The following is a 20,162-nucleotide window of genomic DNA, read 5'->3' as shown; positions in this document are numbered from 1 at the left end:
AGTCGGTGACGCGCTGCGTGAGGCTGCGTGAGGCTGCGACGGGTGTGACACGGTTAACGCGTTATGGCGCTTTAAATCGGGCAGGTCACGCCTGTGCCGCCAATCCCGCAATAACCCTCAGGGTTTTTGGCCAGGTATTGCTGGTGATAAGCCTCGGCAAAGTACACCGTCGGGGCCTCATCAATTTCAGTGGTGATGGTGCCTTTACCTGCTTTGGTCAGTTCGGCCTGGTAGGCCTCTTTGCTGGCCTGGGCGAGTGCGAGTTGTTCAGGCGTGGTGCAATAGATCACCGAACGGTATTGGGTGCCGATGTCGTTGCCCTGGCGCATGCCCTGAGTCGGGTCGTGCAGTTCCCAGAACATTTTCAGCAGTGCTTCATAGCTGACCTTGTCCTGATCGTAGACCACCAGCACGACTTCAGTGTGGCCAGTCAGGCCCGAGCACACTTCTTCGTACGTCGGGTTGGGGGTCGAGCCGCCCGCATAGCCCACGACGGTGCTGACCACGCCATCTTTTTGCCAGAACTTGCGTTCCGCGCCCCAGAAACAACCCAGGCCGAAAATGGCAAAGCCGACATTGCCAATAAAAGGGCCCAGCAGCGGGGTGTTTTCAAACACGAAATGCTTTTCGGGCAGCACCATAGGCGTTTCACGGCCCGGCAGGGCTTGTTCAGGGGTAGGTAGCACGTTTTTATTCACCAGGATTTCCGAGCGCAAGACCATGTTTCAAGCCCTCTCAGTCAGTTTGTAAAAATGTAGACCGCCAGTGTGCCCGAGTGTTGCGGCGCTGTCAGTCCAGAGGGCCACGCGGGTAGCGTTTGAGTTTTTCCACCAGTTCGCTGCCAGGAATCGGTCGGTCAAACAGGTAGCCCTGGCCCACATCGCAGCGATGGCGGCGCAAGAAGGCCAGTTGCTCGGCGGTTTCAATGCCCTCGGCCACGACTTTGAGCTTGAGGTTGTGCGCCATGGCGATCACGGCCGAGGTGATTTCCATGTCGTCCTGGTTGTCCGGGATCTCATTGATGAAGCTGCGATCGATCTTGATGATGTCGATCGGGAATTTCTTCAAGTAGCTGAGCGATGAGTAGCCCGTACCGAAATCGTCCATGGCCAGGGTCAGGCCCAGTTTTTTCAGTTGGTCGAGCTGCAGGTGAGTGTCTTCGGTGGCTTCGAGCAGCAGGCCTTCGGTCAGTTCCAGCTCCAGCAAACGCGCGGGCAGTTGTTCTTCCTTGAGGATGCTGGCAATCGAGGCAACCAGGTCGGGGTCGGAAAACTGCTTGGGCGACAGGTTAATGGCGACTTGCAGGTTGCCCAGGCCTTCGGCGCTCAACTGCTTGCTCATGCGGCAGGCCTGACGTGCAATCCACTTGCCGATAGGGATGATCAGGCCGGTTTCTTCGGCCACGCTGATGAACTGGTCCGGGCGGATCATGCCGCGCTCCGGGTGGTTCCAGCGCAGCAACGCTTCCATCCCCAGCAACCGGCCTGTGCGCAGGCACAGTTTGGGCTGGTAAAAGACGTCAAGCTCGTTTTGGGTCAGGGCGCGGCGCAGGTTGTTTTCGACGAACAGCTTGTAGCTGGCTTCGGCGTTCAGCGCTTCGGTAAACACCTGAACCTGATGTTTGCCATTGGCTTTGGCTTTGTGCAGGGCAAGGCCTGCGTTACGCATCAAGGTTTGCGGGTCGCGGCCGTGCAGCGGTGCGCTGGCCACGCCTACCGAGCCGGTCACGCTGATTAACTGGTTGTCGACGAACATGGGTTTGTCGAGGGTCATCAACAACTGGCAAGCCATCTGCTGGCCGGCTTCAAGGTCCGTGTCGTCGAGCAACACCGCGAACTCATTACTGGCAAACCGCGCCAGACTGCCGCTAGGGCTCAGGCTATTGCGCAGGCGGCGTGCGAGGCTGATCAGCAGTTTGTCGCCGGTCTGGTGACCGAGGCTGTCGTTGATGCGTTTGAAATTGTCGATGTCCACCAGCAGCAGGCAAAGCGGGGCGTCATCGTGACGGTTGAAGCGTTCATCAAGGTTGCGAATGAAGGCGGGGCGATTGCCCAGATTCGTCAGGTTGTCGGTATAGGCCAGGCGCTCGATGCGTTGTTGGGACAGTTTGGACTCGGTAATGTCTTCATAAATACCGATGTAATGCGTCAACTCGCGGTTGTCGCCGTAGACCTTGGAAATCGACAGTTGCCCCCAGTAGGGTTCCAGGTTTTTACGTCGGCTTTTGAATTCGCCTTGCCAGCTGTTGCTTTTGCTCAGGCTCGATTGCGCGTCGAACAGCAGTTCGCTGAGGTTCTCCAGCGCGGGCAGCTCGGACAGTTTGTGACCCTGCACTTCTTCGGTGCTGTATTGGGTGATGGCTGTAAAACTGGGGTTTACGTACTCCACCACGCCATCGCAATTGACCAGCAAGAAGGCATTGGCGCTTTGTTCCACGGCCCGCTGGAACAGATGCAGCGCATTGGTGGCCGTGCGCCGGTTGTGATTGTTGATGACCTGCGCGAACTGGTCGGCCAGCTCTCCGGCAAAGGCTATTTCATCGGACTGCCACACGCGGGTGCTGCCTGTTTGCTCAAGGCACAGCACGCCCACCACCTGACCATCGATGCGGATACTGGCGTCGAGCATGGCGTTGACATCGCTCCGGCTGAGGCTGGCAGCCAGTTCGCGGGTGCGTGGGTCACGGGTGGCGTTTTGCGCGTCAATTGAGCGGCTGGTGTGCAGGGCTTCGAGGTAATCCGGGAAGTCACTGGCATCGAAAATATCGTGGGCGACGTAGGCATTACTTTCGCGCTCGTAAGCGGAAATAGGCAGCAGGCGGTTGCCTTCGAGGTTCCACAGGCTGGCGCCGTCGATTTGATAGATGTCGCAGGCGCTGCGGGTGATCAGCTCCGCGGCTTCTTGCAGGGAGTTGTTCTGGCTATAACGATGGCGGGCCAGGCGCAGGATCAAGTCTTGCTGGGCGCGGACACGTTCCAGATGCTGAAGTTGCTCTTGCTGGGCGCGCTGGTTGAGTTCAAGGGCAATCTGCAAGCGGGAGTTCTGGGTTTCGAGATCATCCAGCGGCACCGGGGGGGCGCTGTTGACGGCCGACTCAACCACCAGCAGGTAGCCACGTAACAGGTGCCGATTATGTTGTTTGTAGGCTTCGCCCAGTTCCATCAGGCTCAGCGCGCCCAAGGAGGTGTGCAGGGTGTAATGCACCACGTAATACGGGTTGACCCCCAACTGGAGCTGGATTGCGTCGTGCAACCGGTAGCGTGCTTGCGGTTCCATCAGGCTGGCATAAGGCGACCCCAGCAACGAACACAGCTCCACGGCCGGCAAGCCGAATTGGCGCTCGCAATTAGGGTCCAGGTAAAGCAGTGCCCAGCTGGCGTCATTAAGCCGCTCGAAACGCAGCATCCCGAGCCGGGAAGGCACAGGTAACTGCGTGACGACCTCGGCTGCCGCTCGCGGGACAGCATCGGGTTGGCTTTTCATCGGGAAACTCGCTTCACAAATGCTGTTAACGCATGGGCTGGCGCCTGTTACTGCGGTTTGAGCAAGGTTGCATCATGCTCACTGCGCTGACAAGTGAGCATGCAGGCTAAGTGCTATATGGGGTTATCGGCAGGCAGTCCCATTCCTGCATGCCGACTGTCGTACGTTTCAGATTTATGACTTTCACATCAGGGCGAGGGTCACGGATTCGATTTTTCTGCCTTTTTTATCGTGAAAGTCCACGTTTAACTGGTCCGCTTGCAGCGTCAGGCAAGCGAAATTGTCTTCGCTGATCATGCGGCTGGTCATTGAGACCTCATAAGCGCCGGCACTGTTGGTGGCCAAGGGGCGGTCGAAGATCAGGTTGTTGGCTTTGGCGTAGGGCAGCATTTTTGAGTTGCACAGTGGCGAAGAAACGATGCTGTGTACGAGGAAGTCAGGGTCTTGGCTATGCCGCAATTGGCTGGTCAATGAGCCATGAATATCGCCGGATACAAAAATGACGTTTTTGATCTTGTTGGTACGAATGGTCTCAAGAAGACGTGTGCGCTGGGCTGAGTAAGCCTGCCAGCCATCGTCGCCATGTTTGTTTTGGTCGGGGAAGACCAGCACGCTGCTGACAATGAATTTCACTTTGGCCGGGCTCTGGATCAGCCATTTAAGTAACGCGTTTTCCTGCTCGACGCCCAGCATGCGTTTGTTGCTGTCCTTAAGTGTGCGCTGCGTGCGGCAATCCATGACAAACCAGTCGCTGTCGCCGTCGGCAAACGAGTACCAATAGCGCGATGCCTTTCGGTTGATTTGTCCGTCGGGCAGCCGCTCAAGCGCCGGGCCATGGCTGCACTGATAGATTTCATAAGCACGGATGGCATTTTGATAAAGCGCTTTGTCGGTGCTGCTTTGATTGGCGGGCCAGTTATCCTCGATTTCATGGTCATCGAGAATCATGTACGTCGGTGTGCCCGACATTAAGGTGCGGATGTGAGGCTGAGAAAAGGCGCAGCGGTATTTGTGCGCGATGGAGGGGTAATCACGGTCGGGCGCCACGATGTTCAAATCATCAACGTAGACCTGATCGCCGATCATCAGCAGCGCATCGAGCGGTTGGTGGGCTGACAGCGACTGAATCGCGCTGAAAATGGCGTCCCCGAGTTCGGGCGCAGATGGCACGCCCAAGGTGAGCCTGAGGTAGCGACAAGACCCCACGATATAACGACGTGCCCGATTGCGTTCGGTGCTTGCAGTCTTGAAGGTATAAACGGTTTGTGGCCATTCCAGCGGTATCTTTGCCACGGTTTCGGCGGTGTGGTCGGGGTGCGTGGTGTTGAACCAGCCCGCCTGGTATTCGTAGGGCGTGTCGGCTTCAAGGTTGTCCAGCACCAGGGTGTCGGACATGTCGTAGGCGTCATCGAGCTTTGAGTAAACACCCGAAGACCACAGCGATTCGCCGCGTTTACGGTGCCGAATGCCTGCGAAAACCGGGTAATCCTGGCTGGGGGCGCCGCGCAGAAAAATGCGCGCATGGTGAGCAGTGGTGTAGCCCAGAATTGGGCCGACAGTGGGTCCATTCACATCGAAATCCTTTCTGATGTTTAAAAAAATCCTTTTTTAAACATAGAAGTGGCCCCACTGGATGACCTGTCCGTGAGTTCGACGCGCGCTGTAGGCCGCAGCGATCAGCGCCTGTGTGATCCTATCGATATGAACACCGCAAAACACAACCTCCAGCCCGGTGACTGGCGCAACCGGGCTGCTGGCGAGGCGTTACACAATGGAGTCTAAGTCCAGGAAATATGGCTTCCCGGCTGAAGCGACCTCCAAGTCATACCCCGTGAGCTGAGGGATCATCGCGATTTGCACCTGCACCTGGTTCTCGCGCTGGGCCATCCAGCGATCCAGCGTGGGTTGCAACTGGTCAGACTGCGCGGCCGTGCCGTAGACATCCTTGAGGGTCAGGTAACGATCGTTCTGGGTTTTGAGGCGTTGCAGGGCCGTGCCCAGCTTGCCGTACTCGCCTGAATAGTCGTTGACGGTCTGAATGTAGTCGGGCTCGTTATTGGCATACCCCTTGGTGTCGGCGGCTTCTCTGCTCTTGTTCAACACCTGTTTGCGCATGGTTTGCAGCGCCTCACTGACCAGCCTGTACTCACGGTTGGTGACCACCGTCTGACTGTCTTTCTCGGTTTGCTGCCAGCGCCGCAAGGTGGCCCATGAGAACGGGATGTAAGAGCCCGCCAAACTGTGATCCCCAAAACTCATGAACTGTTGGATCAAACCACCGCGCCAAGGAAGATCCCCGTCCTTGGCCAGGGCGCGGGTGCAAGCGGCCTCTTCGATAGAGGCACAACCAGGGTTCCAGAGAATGGAAGATTTTTCCTCGGCGCCGAAACGCACGGGCATGAAGTGGTGCAACGTGCCGTGATGCTCATACGGTTTGCCGCCGACCCGCACCAGGCCTCCGACAAAAATCAAAATGGCCATCACCGGGTTGATCACAAACAGCGAAGCGAGCCCCGGAAGCCAGATGGTACGCCGGGCATTCATCCAGGGCGCGGGTACGCTGGGCACCACGTCGTCGTTGTTGACCATACGATGGTGAACCAGCGGCCTGGCGGCCTCGACGAAAGCCGCATCACCCGCGCGTGGCGCGCCGTAGGTGTAGAGGAGGATGTCGTACTGTTGCTCTTTATCGTTGCGCAAGGCCTCGGCGAGGATCAGTGCAATTGCCCCGCCCAAACTATGGCCCGATATGATGATTTTTTGACCTGTATAGAATTGGGAAAGATATTTTTTTATGAAATTTTTCAGGGCTTTATAGGCATCGTAAAAACCGTGGTGAACATGACCTGTACCCTCTTCAAAAGGCACTTGTTCAGCATCGGCGTCACGCCACCAGTCTGCCTTTTCAAGCGTGCCACGTATGCCGATCAGGATGATTTCATCATGGTGTGTGATATAGGCCTGTGTGCTTTTACCGCTCAGCAAGTACTCATCGTGATCGGTGAAAAAATGAAGATTGGCCGGGTGCTCTTGCTCTTCTTCTTTCTCCGGTAAATTGCTTTCATAAAGCGTGGGGTCGAAGGGCAGGATTTCGAAGCGTTTGGAGTAGGGCACCTCTTCATAAAGAGGGTAATAGCGGGTGACCGAAGATTGGTCTTTTTCGACCCTCCAGCTTTGGCGAAAGTTTGCCAGGGCATCCCCGAAAAAGTTGCCAACACTGGGGTTAAATTTGAATTCGACTGTATGGGTAGGCCTGACGGGCGGCTTTTGGCCGAAATCCGAATAACTCAGCCCCGCCATGATGGAGAGCTGATACAAATTCAAGGCGCTGAATTCATTCGCGGTTGAAAGCAGGGGCCTGAAGGCACGCAGAGGGCGAACTTCCAGCACAGTATGGCGATTAGGCATTAGCCCGACACCGTACAGGTCGGACGCGTCTTGCCCCGGCGATAACTGGGCCACTGCATCAAGCAGTACTTTTTTGGGCGGGTAGTGACGGTCAACCACCGGCGGTAAATGCGCGCCGTTTTTAACCAGGTCGCGAACCTCCACCTGAATGAAATTGCCGTCGTTCTTATTGGCAGGGTTGTGTTCGGTACGGAAGCCGTCTTTGTGGAAAAAATGGGTTTTTTCTGCTCGGACTTGGAGTTCGGTGATGGGGAGCGGGTAGAAGTATCTGTCAGCCAAGTGTCGATAGGGTTGCTCTAAAGCAGAATGTAGAGAGTCGAAGTGGAGTATTGCTGGTCCTTTATAACAATCATGGATTTTCGCGGAGCCTTTTGAGTCCAGAACCCCAACGTATTGCACAAGAGTGCTATCCATAAGTTTGTAACAAAGCCCTGCATAGGGAGCACCATTTCCGTTTTCATCCACAAGCTGGAAACTTATCCATTGCTCTTTCGATGGGCAGGAAAGTATGTTGCTTTGAAAAGTGGATCTTTCATCGCTATCTATTGATGGAAATATAGCCATCGTTATTTTCCTTATTCTGTACAGTTCGGATAAACGGTACACTCTCGACCGCCCGGCATTTTGAAAGACTCAAGGAATTTATACGGCTTGGTGCAAGGCTCCTCATTTTGGGTGCCCCAAACACCTGTACAGGCTTTCCACCCTTTTGGAGTTTCAATCCACCAGCCTTTGTAGTAAGGCATTTCAATTTTGGCCACGCTCAACACCAACTTGACTGTCGAGTCCGCCAATTGATCGCGATGCAAGCGGCCGCCGATCATGCGTTTTTCCATGTCGCCGTTTGCATTCAAGGCTCTGCACATCGGGATTTTTACGATGTAGCGATATGGGCCCATAGTTCTGAATAACCACTGGCATTGCCCTTCAAACACTTGAGGCGTAGAGGCTTGTTGCGAGGTTTCATCTGAAATAGAGAAGTTGGCAGATTCTTGTGAAGTATGCTCTCTGCCTGGCCCCCACCGCCCCTCAATAGTCAGCTTCAAACTGTGAAGCACTGACGAGCAACCATGTTCGTTGTCGGTCAGTGGCACTTTAAATTCAACTTGGTGGGCCGTTTTTGGCTGGTCCGGCTTGAAGTGCAGACGACCGACGCGGAACGGTTTGCCGGATCGGCCCGTGCAGGTTTCTCCGGGCGCAGGTATGTAATTGCCTGTGCCCGTCACCGTAAAGTTTTCAGGCACGTCAGCCTGAAAGGTGAAGGTTTTGGGTGGGGTCATGGAACAGCCCGACATCACCAAAGCCAAAGCGCCCAGGCACGCTGTTTGCACCCAGTTGATGGCGGGTATTCGCACGTTCCAATCGCAAATGTTTAGACGTGTTTTCATTGTTTATTGTTCTTGTTCAGTGCAGCTGGGATAAACAGTGCAATCGCGACCGTCAGGCATTTTGAAGTTTTTAAATTGCGGGGGACTTATGCACAGTTCTTCTATATCCCGCCCCCAATTCCCTTTACAGGGTTTCCAGCCGGCGGCTGTCTTAATCCAGTAGCGGTTGAAGTAAGGTTCTTCTTCCTTCGCCACAGACAACACCAACTTGACTGTTGAATCCGCCAGCTGATCGCGATGCAAGCTGCCGCCGATCATGGGTTTTGCCATTTCGCCGTTTGCACCAAGGGCCTTGCATTGCAGTATTTTTCTGATAAATCGCTTAGGGCCGGCTGTTCGAAAAAACCACTGACATTGCCTCTTAAAAACGCGGACCGGTGGTGTCGAATTGGCGGGCAAATGTGCAGAGGGTTCATCACTGATAGAAAAACCAGCAGACGCCAAACTCATGTCCAATTCACGTTTGCCCCACTGTCCTTCAATCATCAGCTTCAGCCCTCGCAGTATCATCGAGCAGCCATGGTCGTCGTCTGTCAGTGGGACTTTGAACTCAACCTGATGGGCTGTTTTGGGTTGCTCCGGCTTGAAGAACAGGCTGCCTGTCGTGAACGCTTCGCCGGAGGGGGCGATGCAGGTCTCACCGGGCGCGGGTTTGTAGTTGGCCGTGCCGGTCACCGTAAAGTTTTCAGGCACGTCAGCCTGAAAGGTGAAGGTTTTGGGTGGGGTCAGTGAGCAGCCGGTAAGGAGGCTTATGCTGGTGCTCAAGAGCCATGCACGCAGGTTGGGCTTCATAGGGGCGTTTCTCCCGCCCAGAACTGCACTTCGCTCAACAGTCGCTCAAAGTGGGCCTGGGGCGTTTCGTGGTCGCGGGGGGACCAGTTTTTTATCAGCGGCCGCTCCAGGGTCTCTAAACGGTGCAGCACTAAAAAGTGCAGCTGTTCGGGCGTGTTCCAGTTCCAGTGCCGCGCTTGGGTCAGTTGCTCGGCCAGCCACTCGTCCGGGTCTCGATGCTGGCTGAGTGCGAGCATTTCATCGCTGCGTTCGGCCCACAGGTAGCGGTAGATATTGGTGTGCAGGATGTCGATGGCCAGCAACGGCGGGGCCGGGACGTTGAGCCACGCCGGTTGGTCGGGTACGGGGTGTTCACCGGGCGCGGGGTTGTGGGTGACGTCCCAGCGCGATTGGGCCCAGTAACACACGCTGGTGACAGGCCCCAGGTAGCCGGGCCGAGCGTCTTCTGGCATGAACGCCAGCGCCCGGGCCAGCACCCGGTTGTCGTGGAAACGGTACAGCGCCTGATTCGGGCGGGTGCCGGTGATGATGCGTTCGCGCCAGTGCCGGGTCAGGGCGGGCAGTTGCTGTTGGGGCAGGCTGGCCAGCCAGCCCCAGTGGCGCTGCGGCTCGGCCAGCAGTGTTTCGAGCACGGCGTATTCCCGGGGCTCGATGATGAAGATAAAGGGCCCGGCATCGGCCAGTTCGCTGACCGGGGTCTGGTGATAGACCCCGCAGTAGCGTTCGTAATCGCAGCTTCGCAACAACTGTTGACGGGTCTCGCGCTCGTCTTCGGAGTCCAGCACCAGAGCAATGGCCTGGCCGAGTTGACGCTGTTCGCTCATCCATTGCACGACGGTGGTGAGGCTCATGATGTGGCTCCTTGCGGCAGGCAGACGCCGTCTTTGCACGCCTCGCAGAGGGGGCAGAAGTCAGTCCCCTTGGCTTTACTGGCCTTCATCAGGGCCGACAGTGTGGGCGCAATCAGAGGTTTGGCCGCGATGGCCTGCGCCTGGGCTGCCTGCAATGGCGCGACGCCGGGCACGGGCGCACCGCCGACCACGATCGGCACGCTGCTGAAAATACCCCCGCCATTGATCACGATGTGTTGGCCGCCCGCGCTCAGGGTCAAGCTGGCCCCACCGTTGATTACCACGTGGGTCGCGGTGACATGGGCGTGGGCTCCCCCCTGAATCACCCACGTGCCGTCGACCTGGGTACTGCTGTTGCCGGTGACCGAGAGTTGCTCGTTGCCTTCGATCACGGTGTCGCGCAGCCCTTGGGTGGTGTGCTGTTCGTTGCCTTTGATGAGGCTGGTGCTGTTGCCGCCAACCTGCTCGAAACGGTCGTTATCAATCAGGCTGCGGCTGTCGCGGGTGATGTGTTCGGCGCGGTCGCGGCCGATTTTTGTGTCGCTGTCGTTCAGCACGATGTGTTCGAGATCGCGCTGTGCCCGCAGAAAGATTTTTTCCTGCCCGGCACGGTCTTCAATTGACAGTTCGTTGTAACCGCCGGTGTGCGGCGAGCTGTGGCTGCGCATCACTGTTCGGGTTTTATTGGCCGGCAGCGGGTAGGGCACAGGTGTTGATGTGTTGGGCACGCAGCCGGTGATCAGCGGTTTGTCGGGGTCTCCTTCGACATAGGTGACCACCACCTCCATGCCGACGCGGGGGATGGTACTGGCACCGAAATGCTCGCCCGCCCAGCTCGATGACACGCGTACCCAGCAACTGCTTTTGTCGCTGTCCAGTTCGGCCCGGTCCCATGGCAGCTCGATCCGCACGCGTCCCAGTTCATCGCAAAAAATCTCTTGGCCCTCCGGGCCGGTCACGCGGGCGGTCTGGGTCACGAGCGGAGGGCGCGGGGGTGTCAGGGGCGGGCGGTAGAACACGTCCCACGGGATGGCGCTGAACTGGTTGCGGTAACCCTGGGTGAAGCCATCTGCGGGTTGCACATCGCTGCTGACGGACTCTTCCAGCGCCTGGGGCTGCAGGCCTTCGTGATGGACGCTGAGCAGCAACCACAAGTCGTTACAGGCTTTACGCGGGTGTTGGGTCAGGGTGAAGAAGTGGCCGCTGCGTAACACGGGCTGATCGCTATGGCCTTCAGCCAGGCGATAGTCGCTGCGATGGCGCTCCAGGGCTTGCCGGGCCAGTTGCATGCCGCGTTTCTCGGTGTCGATCAGCGCCGGGTACTGATAGTCCTCGAGCGCGGGGGCAACGTCCGCCGTGAAAGTGCTTTGCAGCAGCAGGCTGGGGCGCTTGAGGTCGTAGTCGCGACGCGTCACGGTGCTGGTCCGGGTGCTCAGGCGCTGGGAGAACTGCTGAATCACAGGGTGGTCGGCCACGGTGCCAGTGCCTTGTTGGTAAGGCGTTTCTCCCAAAAGAGGAAAGTAGGTCTGGGTGTCTGTGAAGACCAGCAAGTGACCGTCTTTACTGTGCTGGTGATGCCAGGCGATGCCCTCTTCGGCGCACAGGCGCTGCAAGAACTCAAAATCAGTCTCGGCGTATTGCGTGCAGTATTCACGCACCGGGCTGTGGTGGACGTTGAAGGCGTAAGCATCTGCCTGGATGCCATGGCCCCCAAGCACCTTGGCCAGCACTTGCGGCACGCTCAGGTGCTGGAAAATGCGCGGGTTCTGGCTGAACTGCAAATAGTGCAGGGCGGGTACAAGGCTGACGCTATAACGCGTCAGGCGCTTGCCGGATTCCCCGACGTATACCTCTTCGATATGGCCGTGGAGCCCTTCGCCTTTATGGCCGAACTGTAGAAAAGCGGGTTGGCACAATAATGATTCCAGATCGATATTCGAATTTTCGCTGACCAACTCGATGCGAATGGCGTACAGCTGGCTGATCGCTTCCTTGCCGTTGAATGCCAAGACTTTGAAGTCGTTACGCACGTTCGGGATGAGCAAGGAAAAGTGAGCTGTATTGGCCTGCGCGAACATGTTTTTTACCCATGAAAAGAGTGAATTCAGCCCCGCAGGCCTGAATGGGAGCTAAGTGGGTAATCAACTTTCATGCCACTGTTTTTTAACGCCTTGTTTATACGGTAGTTATTTTTTTTTGGATTTTTAGAGGGGTAATTTACCCGTCAAAAGTTAGGGAAAGTTCGAAAAAGTGCGCAAGAAGTTGCGCAGTACTGTGCAACTTCTTGCGCACTTGCTTGAATGTATTGAACAGTAAGGGCTTCAGCGATGTATCCACACACTTATCCACAATGAGGTGTGCAAGAAGTTGCGCATAATGGCCTTGGGCTATTATGTTTTTGAGGGTGTTTTTAGGGCAAAAAAAGCCCCGCCAAATGGGCGGGGTTGAGGTACGAGCGTGGCGCTCGGAAAACAGTGCGCGGCCCCGGTCTTCGGTGAAGAAGACCGGGGTCAGGCTTACAGCAAGATGGTGCGGATATCAGCCAGCAACTGGCTCAGGCGCTGGGTGAAACGTGCAGCGGCAGCGCCGTTGATCACGCGGTGATCGTAGGACAGCGACAGGGGCAGCATCAGTTTGGGCTGGAAGGCTTTGCCGTCCCAGACAGGCTGAATGGTTGCCTTGGAGACACCCAGGATCGCCACTTCCGGCGCGTTGACGATCGGCGTAAAGCCGGTGCCGCCAATGTGACCGAGGCTGGAAATGGTGAAGCAGGCGCCTTGCATGTCGTCAGCGGTGAGCTTCTTGTCGCGGGCTTTGGCAGCCAGTGCAGCGGCTTCAGCAGCCAGTTGCAGCAGGCTCTTCTGATCAACGTTCTTGATCACAGGGACCAGCAAGCCGTCCGGTGTGTCCACGGCGAAGCCGATGTGCACGTATTTCTTGCGGATGATGGCTTTGCCGCTTGGCGCCAGCGAGCTGTTGAAGTCGGGCATTTCCTTGAGCAGGTGGGCGCACGACTTGAGCAGCAGGGGCAGTACGGTCAGTTTCACGCCGGCCTTTTCAGCCACGGCTTTTTGCGCGACGCGGAAAGCTTCCAGCTCAGTGATGTCAGCCTGATCGAACTGCGTCACGTGAGGGATGTTCAGCCAGCTGCGGTGCAGGCTCGACGCGCCGATTTGCATCAGGCGGGTCATGGCCACTTCTTCGACTTCACCGAAACGGCTGAAATCGACAGCCGGAATCGGGGGAATGCCAGCACCACCGGTTGCACCGGCGGCCGGAGCGTCCTTGGCCTTCTGCATCATGGCTTTGACGTAGGCTTGCACGTCTTCTTTCAAGACGCGCCCGTGCGGACCGCTCGGGCTCACGGCGTTCAGCTCGACGCCGAACTCGCGGGCCAGCTGACGCACAGCAGGGCCTGCGTGAACTTTGGCGCCTGTTGGCGCAGGCGCTGCGGCCGGGGCAGGGGCTGCCTCGGCTTTGGCGGCTGGCGCAGGGGCTGCAGCGGCAGGCGCTTCAGTTTTGGCCGGAGCCGGGGCGGCTGGCGCAGGTGCAGAAGGTGCCGCCGCGCCTTGAACCTTGAGCTTGAGGATGAAATCGCCAGTGCCGACTTCGTCATCGAGCTTGACCGAAATGCTTTCCACCACACCGGCAGCTGGCGATGGAATTTCCATGCTGGCCTTGTCGGATTCGAGGGTGATCAGCGATTGATCGGCCTCAACGGTGTCGCCAGCCTTGACCAGAATCTCGATGATTTTGGCTTTGCCCGACGAGCCGATGTCCGGGACGTGAATGTCCTGCACGGTGGCTTCTGCCGGGGCCGCAGCGGCGGGTGCCTGGGCGGCTGGCGCTTCTGCGGCAGGGGCTTTGGCAGGCTCATCAGCGGCGGCCGGAGCGGCGGCTTCAGGCGCCGCGCTGGCGCCCTCGACTTCCAGCTCCAGCAGTTCGTCGCCTTCTTTGAGGCGGTCGCCCAGGTTAACTTTCAGGCTCTTGACGATACCGGCCTTGGGCGCAGGGATTTCCATGCTCGCCTTGTCCGATTCCAGCGTCAGGATGCTCTGGTCGGCTTCAATGCGGTCGCCGACCTTTACAAACAGTTCGATGACTTCACCTTCACCGCTGCCGATGTCAGGTACTCGAATGAGTTCGCTCACAAATATTCTCCTCAGCAGTCCAGTGGGTTGCGTTTTTCCGGGTTGATGCCGAACTTGACGATGGCTTCAGCCACCACCTTGGGTTCGATATCGCCACGGTCAGCCAGCGCTTCAAGGGCTGCCAACACCACGAAGTGACGGTCTACTTCAAAGAAGTGACGCAGTTTTTTGCGGCTGTCGCTGCGGCCGAAACCGTCAGTGCCCAGCACTTTGAATTCCTTGACCGGCACCCACTGGCGAATCTGTTCAGCGAACAGCTTCATGTAGTCAGTCGACGCGATAACCGGACCTTTACGGCCACTCAGGCACTCTTCAACGTAGCTGACCTGTGGCTTCTGGCCAGGGTGCAGGCGGTTGGCACGTTCAACGGCCAGGCCGTCGCGACGCAGTTCGTTGAAGCTGGTAACGCTCCACACGTCAGCACCGATGTTGAATTCGTCACGCAGGATCTTCGCAGCTTCACGCACTTCACGCAGGATGGTGCCGGAGCCCATCAGTTGAACGTGGTGAGCGGCTTCCTTGGTGTCTTCTTCAAGCAGGTACATGCCCTTGACGATGCCTTGCTCGACACCGGCCGGCATGGCTGGCTGCTGGTAGGACTCGTTCATCACGGTGATGTAGTAGAAGACGTCCTGTTGCTCTTCGGTCATCTTCTTCATGCCGTCCTGAATGATCACCGCCAGCTCATAGCCGTAGGTCGGATCGTAGGTGCGGCAGTTCGGGATGGTTGCAGCCAGGATGTGGCTGTGACCGTCTTCGTGTTGCAGGCCTTCACCGTTGAGCGTGGTGCGCCCGGCGGTGCCGCCGATCAGGAAGCCACGGGTGCGGCTGTCGCCAGCGGCCCAGGCCAGGTCGCCAATACGCTGGAAGCCGAACATCGAGTAGAAGATGTAGAACGGCAGCATTGGCTGGTTATGGTTGGAGTACGAAGTACCGGCGGCGATGAAGGAGCTCATGGCGCCTGCTTCGTTGATGCCTTCTTCGAGGATCTGACCTTTCTTGTCTTCGCGGTAGAACATCACCTGGTCTTTGTCGACGGGCTCGTAGAGCTGGCCGGCGGACGAGTAGATGCCCAACTGACGGAACATGCCTTCCATACCGAAGGTACGGGCTTCGTCCGGGATGATCGGGACGATGCGCTGGCCGATGTCTTTGTCTTTGACCAACTGGGCCAGGATGCGCACGAACGCCATGGTGGTGGAGATTTCGCGATCGCCGGAGCCGTCAAGGATGGCCTTGAGGGTGTCCAGTGGCGGAGTCGGAATGCTCATGCTCTTGGCGCGACGCTGAGGCACAAAACCGCCCAGTGCCGTACGACGCTCGCTCAGGTAGCGGGCTTCAGCGCTGCCTTCTTCGGGTTTGAAGAACGGCAGGTTTTCGATTTCTTCGTCTTTGACCGGAATGTCAAAGCGGTCGCGGAACAACTTCAGGCTGTCGACGTCGACTTTCTTGGTGTTGTGCGCTGTGTTTTTCGCTTCGCCGGCACCGGTGCCATAACCCTTGATGGTCTTGGCCAGGATGACGGTTGGCTGGTCTTTGTGGTTGACCGCTTCGTGGTACGCCGCGTAGACCTTGTACGGGTCGTGGCCGCCACGGTTGAGTTTCCAGATTTCGTCGTCGGACAGGTCTGCAACCATCGCCTTGAGTTCAGGCGTGTTGAAGAAGTGTTCACGGACGAACGCGCCGTCTTTGGCTTTGTAGTTCTGGTACTCGCCGTCGATGACTTCGTCCATGCGGCGTTGCAGGATGCCGTCGACGTCTTTGGCCAGCAGCGGGTCCCAGAAACGGCCCCAAATGACTTTGGTCACGTTCCACTGAGCACCGCGGAACACGCCTTCGAGTTCCTGGATGATCTTGCCGTTGCCGCGAACCGGGCCGTCGAGGCGCTGCAGGTTGCAGTTGATGACAAAAATCAGGTTGTCGAGGTTTTCGCGGCCTGCCAACGAGATGGCGCCCAGGGATTCCGGCTCGTCACACTCGCCGTCGCCCAGGAAACACCAGACTTTTTGCTTGCCGGCCGGGATGTAGCCACGGGCTTCCAGGTACTTCATGAAGCGTGCCTGGTAGATCGCCTGAATCGGACCCAGACCCATGGAAACGGTCGGGAACTGCCAGAAGTCAGGCATCAGCCAAGGGTGCGGGTAGGACGAGAGGCCCTGACCGTCGACTTCCTGGCGGAAGTTGTTCATTTGTTCTTCGGTGATGCGGCCTTCCATGAACGCACGGGCGTAAACGCCCGGGGAGGTGTGGCCCTGGAAGTAGATCAGGTCGCCGCCGTGTTCTTCGGTCGGGGCCTGGAAGAAGTAGTTGAAGCCGATGTCATACAGGGTTGCGCTGGAAGCGAAGCTGGAGATGTGACCGCCCAGGTCAGAATCTTTCAAGTTCGTGCGCATAACCATGGCCATGGCGTTCCAGCGAACCAACGAGCGAATGCGGCGTTCCATGAACAGGTCGCCAGGCATGCGTGCTTCGTGGGTCACGGGAATGGTGTTGCGGTATGGCGTTGTGATGGCGTACGGCAGCTGCGAACCGGTGCGAGTAGCGAGCTCACCCATACGGGTCATCAGATAGTGAGCACGGTCTTCGCCTTCTTTGTCGAGAACCGATTCCAGGGCGTCCAGCCATTCCTGGGTTTCGACGGGATCGAGGTCTTGCATGGCTTGCTCCAGGGCGGAAAGGCTTCCAGAATCGGTTGCCTGAGTTTGCGACTGGCCTTGTGGGCAGACGACATAAATTCTTGGATAGCCGGAAGTAGATTCCGGGGTTGTGTAGTTTTACTACAAATCGTTGGCCATTTCAGCCTTTCAAATGGGTGAGTCAGTAGTAAAACTACAGGATAGGCTTCAACGGCCCCCTGTTTGCTTGTGTGAAAAATCGATACTGTTGGTGCGAAATTTATCTTTTTGCCGAGTTGTCGCAGGTTTTGTGCCAATAAAAAACAATTGTCAGCTATTTATAACCTTTGTTCGACAGTCGGATTAAACCGCTGTTTCTTCCTGTCACCGTACCCGGCATTCCCTTCGCCGATCAAGGATAGACCATGAGCCTTCCGTCGCTTGCTCCAATTCCCTCCCTTTTAATGCCCGTTGCGAACCGTGCCGAACAGTCTTGGCGCGCTGCAGTGGCCGGGCTTGACGGCGGGCCGGGGCTGGACGATTGGTCTGACGCGCGTTGGGCAGCGTTCAGTCGCGTCAGTGCGGCCAGTGACTTCTTTATTGAGCAGGCGGTGCGCGACCCGATGATGTTGCTGGAGCTGGCGAGCTTCGGTGAGCTGGACCGCAACTTCGCGCCTGGCGAGCTGTGCGGGCAAATTGCTGCCGCTGTGCAGCAGGCGCAAACCGATGAGGAGTTGGCTCGCGTGTTGCGTCGCCAGCGCACGCGGCAGCAAGTGCGCATCATTTGGCGCGACCTGACCCGCCAGGCGGACTTGATCGAAACCTGCCGCGACCTGTCGGACATGGCCGATGCCTGCATCGATCAGGCTTATCGCTGGCTGTACGAACGTCATTGCCAGCAGTTCGGCACACCGATCGGGCAGCGCAGTGGCGAGCCCCAGCCGATGGTGATTCTGGGCATGGGCAAGCTCGGGGCGGTGGAGCTGAACCTGTCGTCGGACATCGACCTGATCTTCGCCTACCCCGAAGGGGGCGAAACGGTCGGCGCCAAGCGCCCGCTGGACAATCAGGAGTTCTTCATTCGGTTGGGCCAGCGCCTGATTAAAGCGCTGGACCCCATGACCGTCGACGGTTTTGTATTCCGCGTCGACATGCGTTTGCGTCCGTATGGCTCGTCCGGGGCGTTGGTGCTGAGCTTCAATGCGCTGGAGCAGTATTACCAGGACCAGGGCCGCGACTGGGAGCGTTACGCGATGATCAAGGCCCGCGTGGTGGCAGGCGATCAAGTCATGGGCGCGCAATTGCTCGATCTGTTGCGCCCGTTCGTGTACCGGCGCTATCTCGATTTTTCGGCGATTGAAGCGCTGCGCACCATGAAGCAGCTGATTCAGCAGGAAGTGCGGCGCAAAGGCATGGCCGACAACATCAAGCTGGGGGCGGGCGGGATTCGCGAGGTTGAATTCATTGCTCAGGCCTTCCAGTTGATTCACGGGGGGCGAGACCTGAGCCTGCAACAGCGCCCGCTGCTCAAAGTGCTGAGCATTCTGGAGGGGCAAGGCTATTTGCCTGCCGCTGTGGTCGCTGAATTGCGCGAAGGCTATGAATTTTTGCGCTACACCGAGCACGCGATTCAGGCGATTGCCGATCGCCAGACCCAGATGCTGCCCGACAGCGAGCTGGACCAGGCGCGCATTGCGTTCATGATGGGGTTTGACAGTTGGGCCGCGTTTCACGCGCAACTGATGGCGTGGCGAGGGCGAATTGACTGGCATTTCCGTCAGGTGATTGCCGACCCGGACGACGAAGAAGACATCGATGACGGTGAGCTGATTGTCGGCGGGGAATGGTTGCCGCTGTGGGAAGAAGTTCAGGACGATGCAGCGGCGTGCGTTCAACTTGAAGAGGCCGGGTTTGTCGACGCGCCCAAGGCACTGAAACAACTGGCCAGTCTGCGTTCCAGTCCGCAACTGCGCGCAATGCAGCGCTTGGGGCGGGAACGTCTCGACGCGTTTATCCCGCGCCTGCTGGCCCAAGCGGTTGAACACGCCAACCCGGATTTGGTGCTGGAACGGGTGTTGCCGCTGGTGGAAGCCGTGGCCCGTCGCTCGGCGTATCTGGTGCTGTTGACCGAAAACCCCGACGCGCTGCGCCGTCTGTTGACCTTGTGTGCGGCCAGCCCGTGGATCGCTGAGCAAATCACGCGCTTTCCGCTGCTGCTCGATGAGTTGCTTAATGAGGGCCGTCTGTTCAAGCCGCCCCTGGCACCGGAGCTGGCTGCGGAGTTGCGTGAGCGCCTGACGCGCATTCCGGAAGATGACCTGGAACAGCAGATGGAAGCGCTGCGTAACTTCAAGCTGGCGCACCGTTTGCGCGTGGCGGCGTCGGAAATCGCGGGCAGCCTGCCTTTAATGAAGGTCAGCGATTACCTGACATGGCTGGCCGAGGCCATTCTGGAACAAGTGCTGGCGCTGGCCTGGCGTCAGACGGTGGCCAAATACGGCACGCCGCAGCGCACCGACGGCAGCCTGTGCGACCCCGGCTTTATTATTGTCGGCTACGGCAAAGTGGGCGGTATCGAACTGGGGCACGGCTCTGATCTGGACCTCGTGTTTATCCACGATGGCGACCCGAACGCCGATACCGACGGGCCAAAACCCATCGACAGCGCACAGTTTTTCACCCGCCTGGGGCAGCGGATCATTCACTTGCTCACCGCGCAAACCAACTCTGGCCAGTTGTATGACGTCGATATGCGCTTGCGTCCGTCAGGCGCTTCCGGGTTGTTGGTCAGCTCCCTCGGTGCTTTTGAGCGCTATCAGCAAAACGAAGCCTGGACCTGGGAGCATCAGGCGTTGGTGCGCGCCCGTGTGCTGGTGGGCTGCAAGCAAGTGGGCAGTGCATTCGAGCAAGTGCGCGCCAGCGTGCTGGGCCGCGAGCGGGACTTGCCCACATTGCGTCAGGAGGTCAGCGAGATGCGGGCCAAGATGCGCGACAACCTCGGCACGCGCATAACCGCCGCCGGCCTGGGTGAAAACGCCTTCGAGGCCACCGTGCCGTTCGACCTCAAGCAGGACGCCGGAGGTATCGTCGATATTGAATTTATGGTGCAATACGCGACCCTTGCATGGGCGCGGGACTACCCGCAGTTGCTCCGTTTCACCGATAACATCCGCATTCTGGAAGGGCTGGAAGAGGCCGGGTTGATGCCCGCCGCCGATGCCAGCCTGCTGCGCGAGGCTTACAAGGCCTTTCGTGCCGTTGCCCACCGCCAGGCCTTGCAGAAGGAAGCCGGGGTGGTCACGGGCGATCAGTTTGTCGTCGAACGTCAGAACGTACGGCGCATTTGGTCTGAGCTGGGCCTGGGCCCGGTCAGCCAGAACACAGAGTTAAAGCTGTAAAACGTATCCGGCGGGCCCATAAGGTCCGTCCAATTTGCCTGTCGTCTCAAGGCGCAGGTGCTGGATTCTTTGAGGA

11 protein-coding genes are annotated in these 20,162 nt (G+C 58.0%); 1 reads left to right on the top strand and 10 read right to left on the bottom strand.

The window, feature by feature from the left end:
* Positions 1-71 precede the first annotated feature (71 nt).
* From msrA to aceE, 10 genes are all read right to left on the bottom strand, one after another.
* Positions 72-722, bottom strand: a complete 651-nt coding sequence (gene msrA, locus BKD70_RS09910; protein ID WP_047273048.1) for a peptide-methionine (S)-S-oxide reductase MsrA — start codon at positions 720-722, stop codon at positions 72-74.
* Between the two features lie 67 nt (positions 723-789).
* The gene (locus tag BKD70_RS09905; RefSeq protein ID WP_047273049.1) at positions 790-3,483 is read right to left on the bottom strand and encodes an EAL domain-containing protein; all 2,694 of its coding nucleotides are present in this window, start codon (positions 3,481-3,483) and stop codon (positions 790-792) included.
* A 183-nt stretch (positions 3,484-3,666) separates the two neighbouring features.
* Positions 3,667-5,055 (bottom strand): alkaline phosphatase D family protein, encoded by a 1,389-nt coding sequence (locus BKD70_RS09900; protein WP_047273050.1) that lies wholly within the window; start codon positions 5,053-5,055, stop codon positions 3,667-3,669.
* 192 nt (positions 5,056-5,247) lie between these two features.
* Complete coding sequence (locus BKD70_RS09895; RefSeq protein ID WP_047273051.1) at positions 5,248-7,455, bottom strand: lipase family protein; 2,208 nt, start codon at positions 7,453-7,455, stop codon at positions 5,248-5,250.
* A gap of 11 nt (positions 7,456-7,466) precedes the next feature.
* Positions 7,467-8,279: a hypothetical protein gene (locus tag BKD70_RS09890; RefSeq protein ID WP_256542537.1), complete on the bottom strand. Its 813-nt coding sequence runs from the start codon at positions 8,277-8,279 to the stop codon at positions 7,467-7,469.
* 3 nt (positions 8,280-8,282) lie between these two features.
* Entirely contained in the window at positions 8,283-9,071 is a 789-nt protein-coding gene (locus BKD70_RS09885) for a hypothetical protein (protein ID WP_047299341.1), read from the bottom strand.
* On the bottom strand, positions 9,068-9,922 hold the full coding sequence (locus BKD70_RS09880; RefSeq protein ID WP_047273061.1) for a DUF4123 domain-containing protein: 855 nt from the start codon (positions 9,920-9,922) through the stop codon (positions 9,068-9,070). The genes BKD70_RS09885 and BKD70_RS09880 overlap by 4 nt, the downstream gene beginning before the upstream one ends.
* Positions 9,919-12,000 carry a type VI secretion system tip protein TssI/VgrG gene (gene tssI, locus BKD70_RS09875; protein ID WP_047273062.1) on the bottom strand — a complete coding sequence of 694 codons (2,082 nt, stop codon included), beginning with the start codon at positions 11,998-12,000 and terminating at the stop codon, positions 9,919-9,921. Before tssI ends, BKD70_RS09880 begins: the two co-directional genes overlap by 4 nt.
* Before the next feature lie 438 nt (positions 12,001-12,438).
* Entirely contained in the window at positions 12,439-14,073 is a 1,635-nt protein-coding gene (gene aceF / locus BKD70_RS09870; RefSeq protein WP_047273063.1) for a dihydrolipoyllysine-residue acetyltransferase, read from the bottom strand.
* An 11-nt stretch (positions 14,074-14,084) separates the two neighbouring features.
* Positions 14,085-16,730 (bottom strand): pyruvate dehydrogenase (acetyl-transferring), homodimeric type, encoded by a 2,646-nt coding sequence (gene aceE / locus BKD70_RS09865; protein ID WP_047273064.1) that lies wholly within the window; start codon positions 16,728-16,730, stop codon positions 14,085-14,087.
* Between the two features lie 383 nt (positions 16,731-17,113).
* Here aceE and glnE point away from each other — a divergent pair, with 383 nt between their 5' ends.
* Positions 17,114-20,086 (top strand): bifunctional [glutamate--ammonia ligase]-adenylyl-L-tyrosine phosphorylase/[glutamate--ammonia-ligase] adenylyltransferase, encoded by a 2,973-nt coding sequence (gene glnE, locus BKD70_RS09860; protein ID WP_047273065.1) that lies wholly within the window; start codon positions 17,114-17,116, stop codon positions 20,084-20,086.
* Positions 20,087-20,162: the final 76 nt, after the last annotated feature.

The sequence above is a fragment of the Pseudomonas sp. BS-2016 genome, from assembly GCF_001806145.1.
Lineage (GTDB): Bacteria > Pseudomonadota > Gammaproteobacteria > Pseudomonadales > Pseudomonadaceae > Aquipseudomonas > Aquipseudomonas lundensis.
This window is presented reverse-complemented; position numbering and strand designations above follow the sequence as displayed.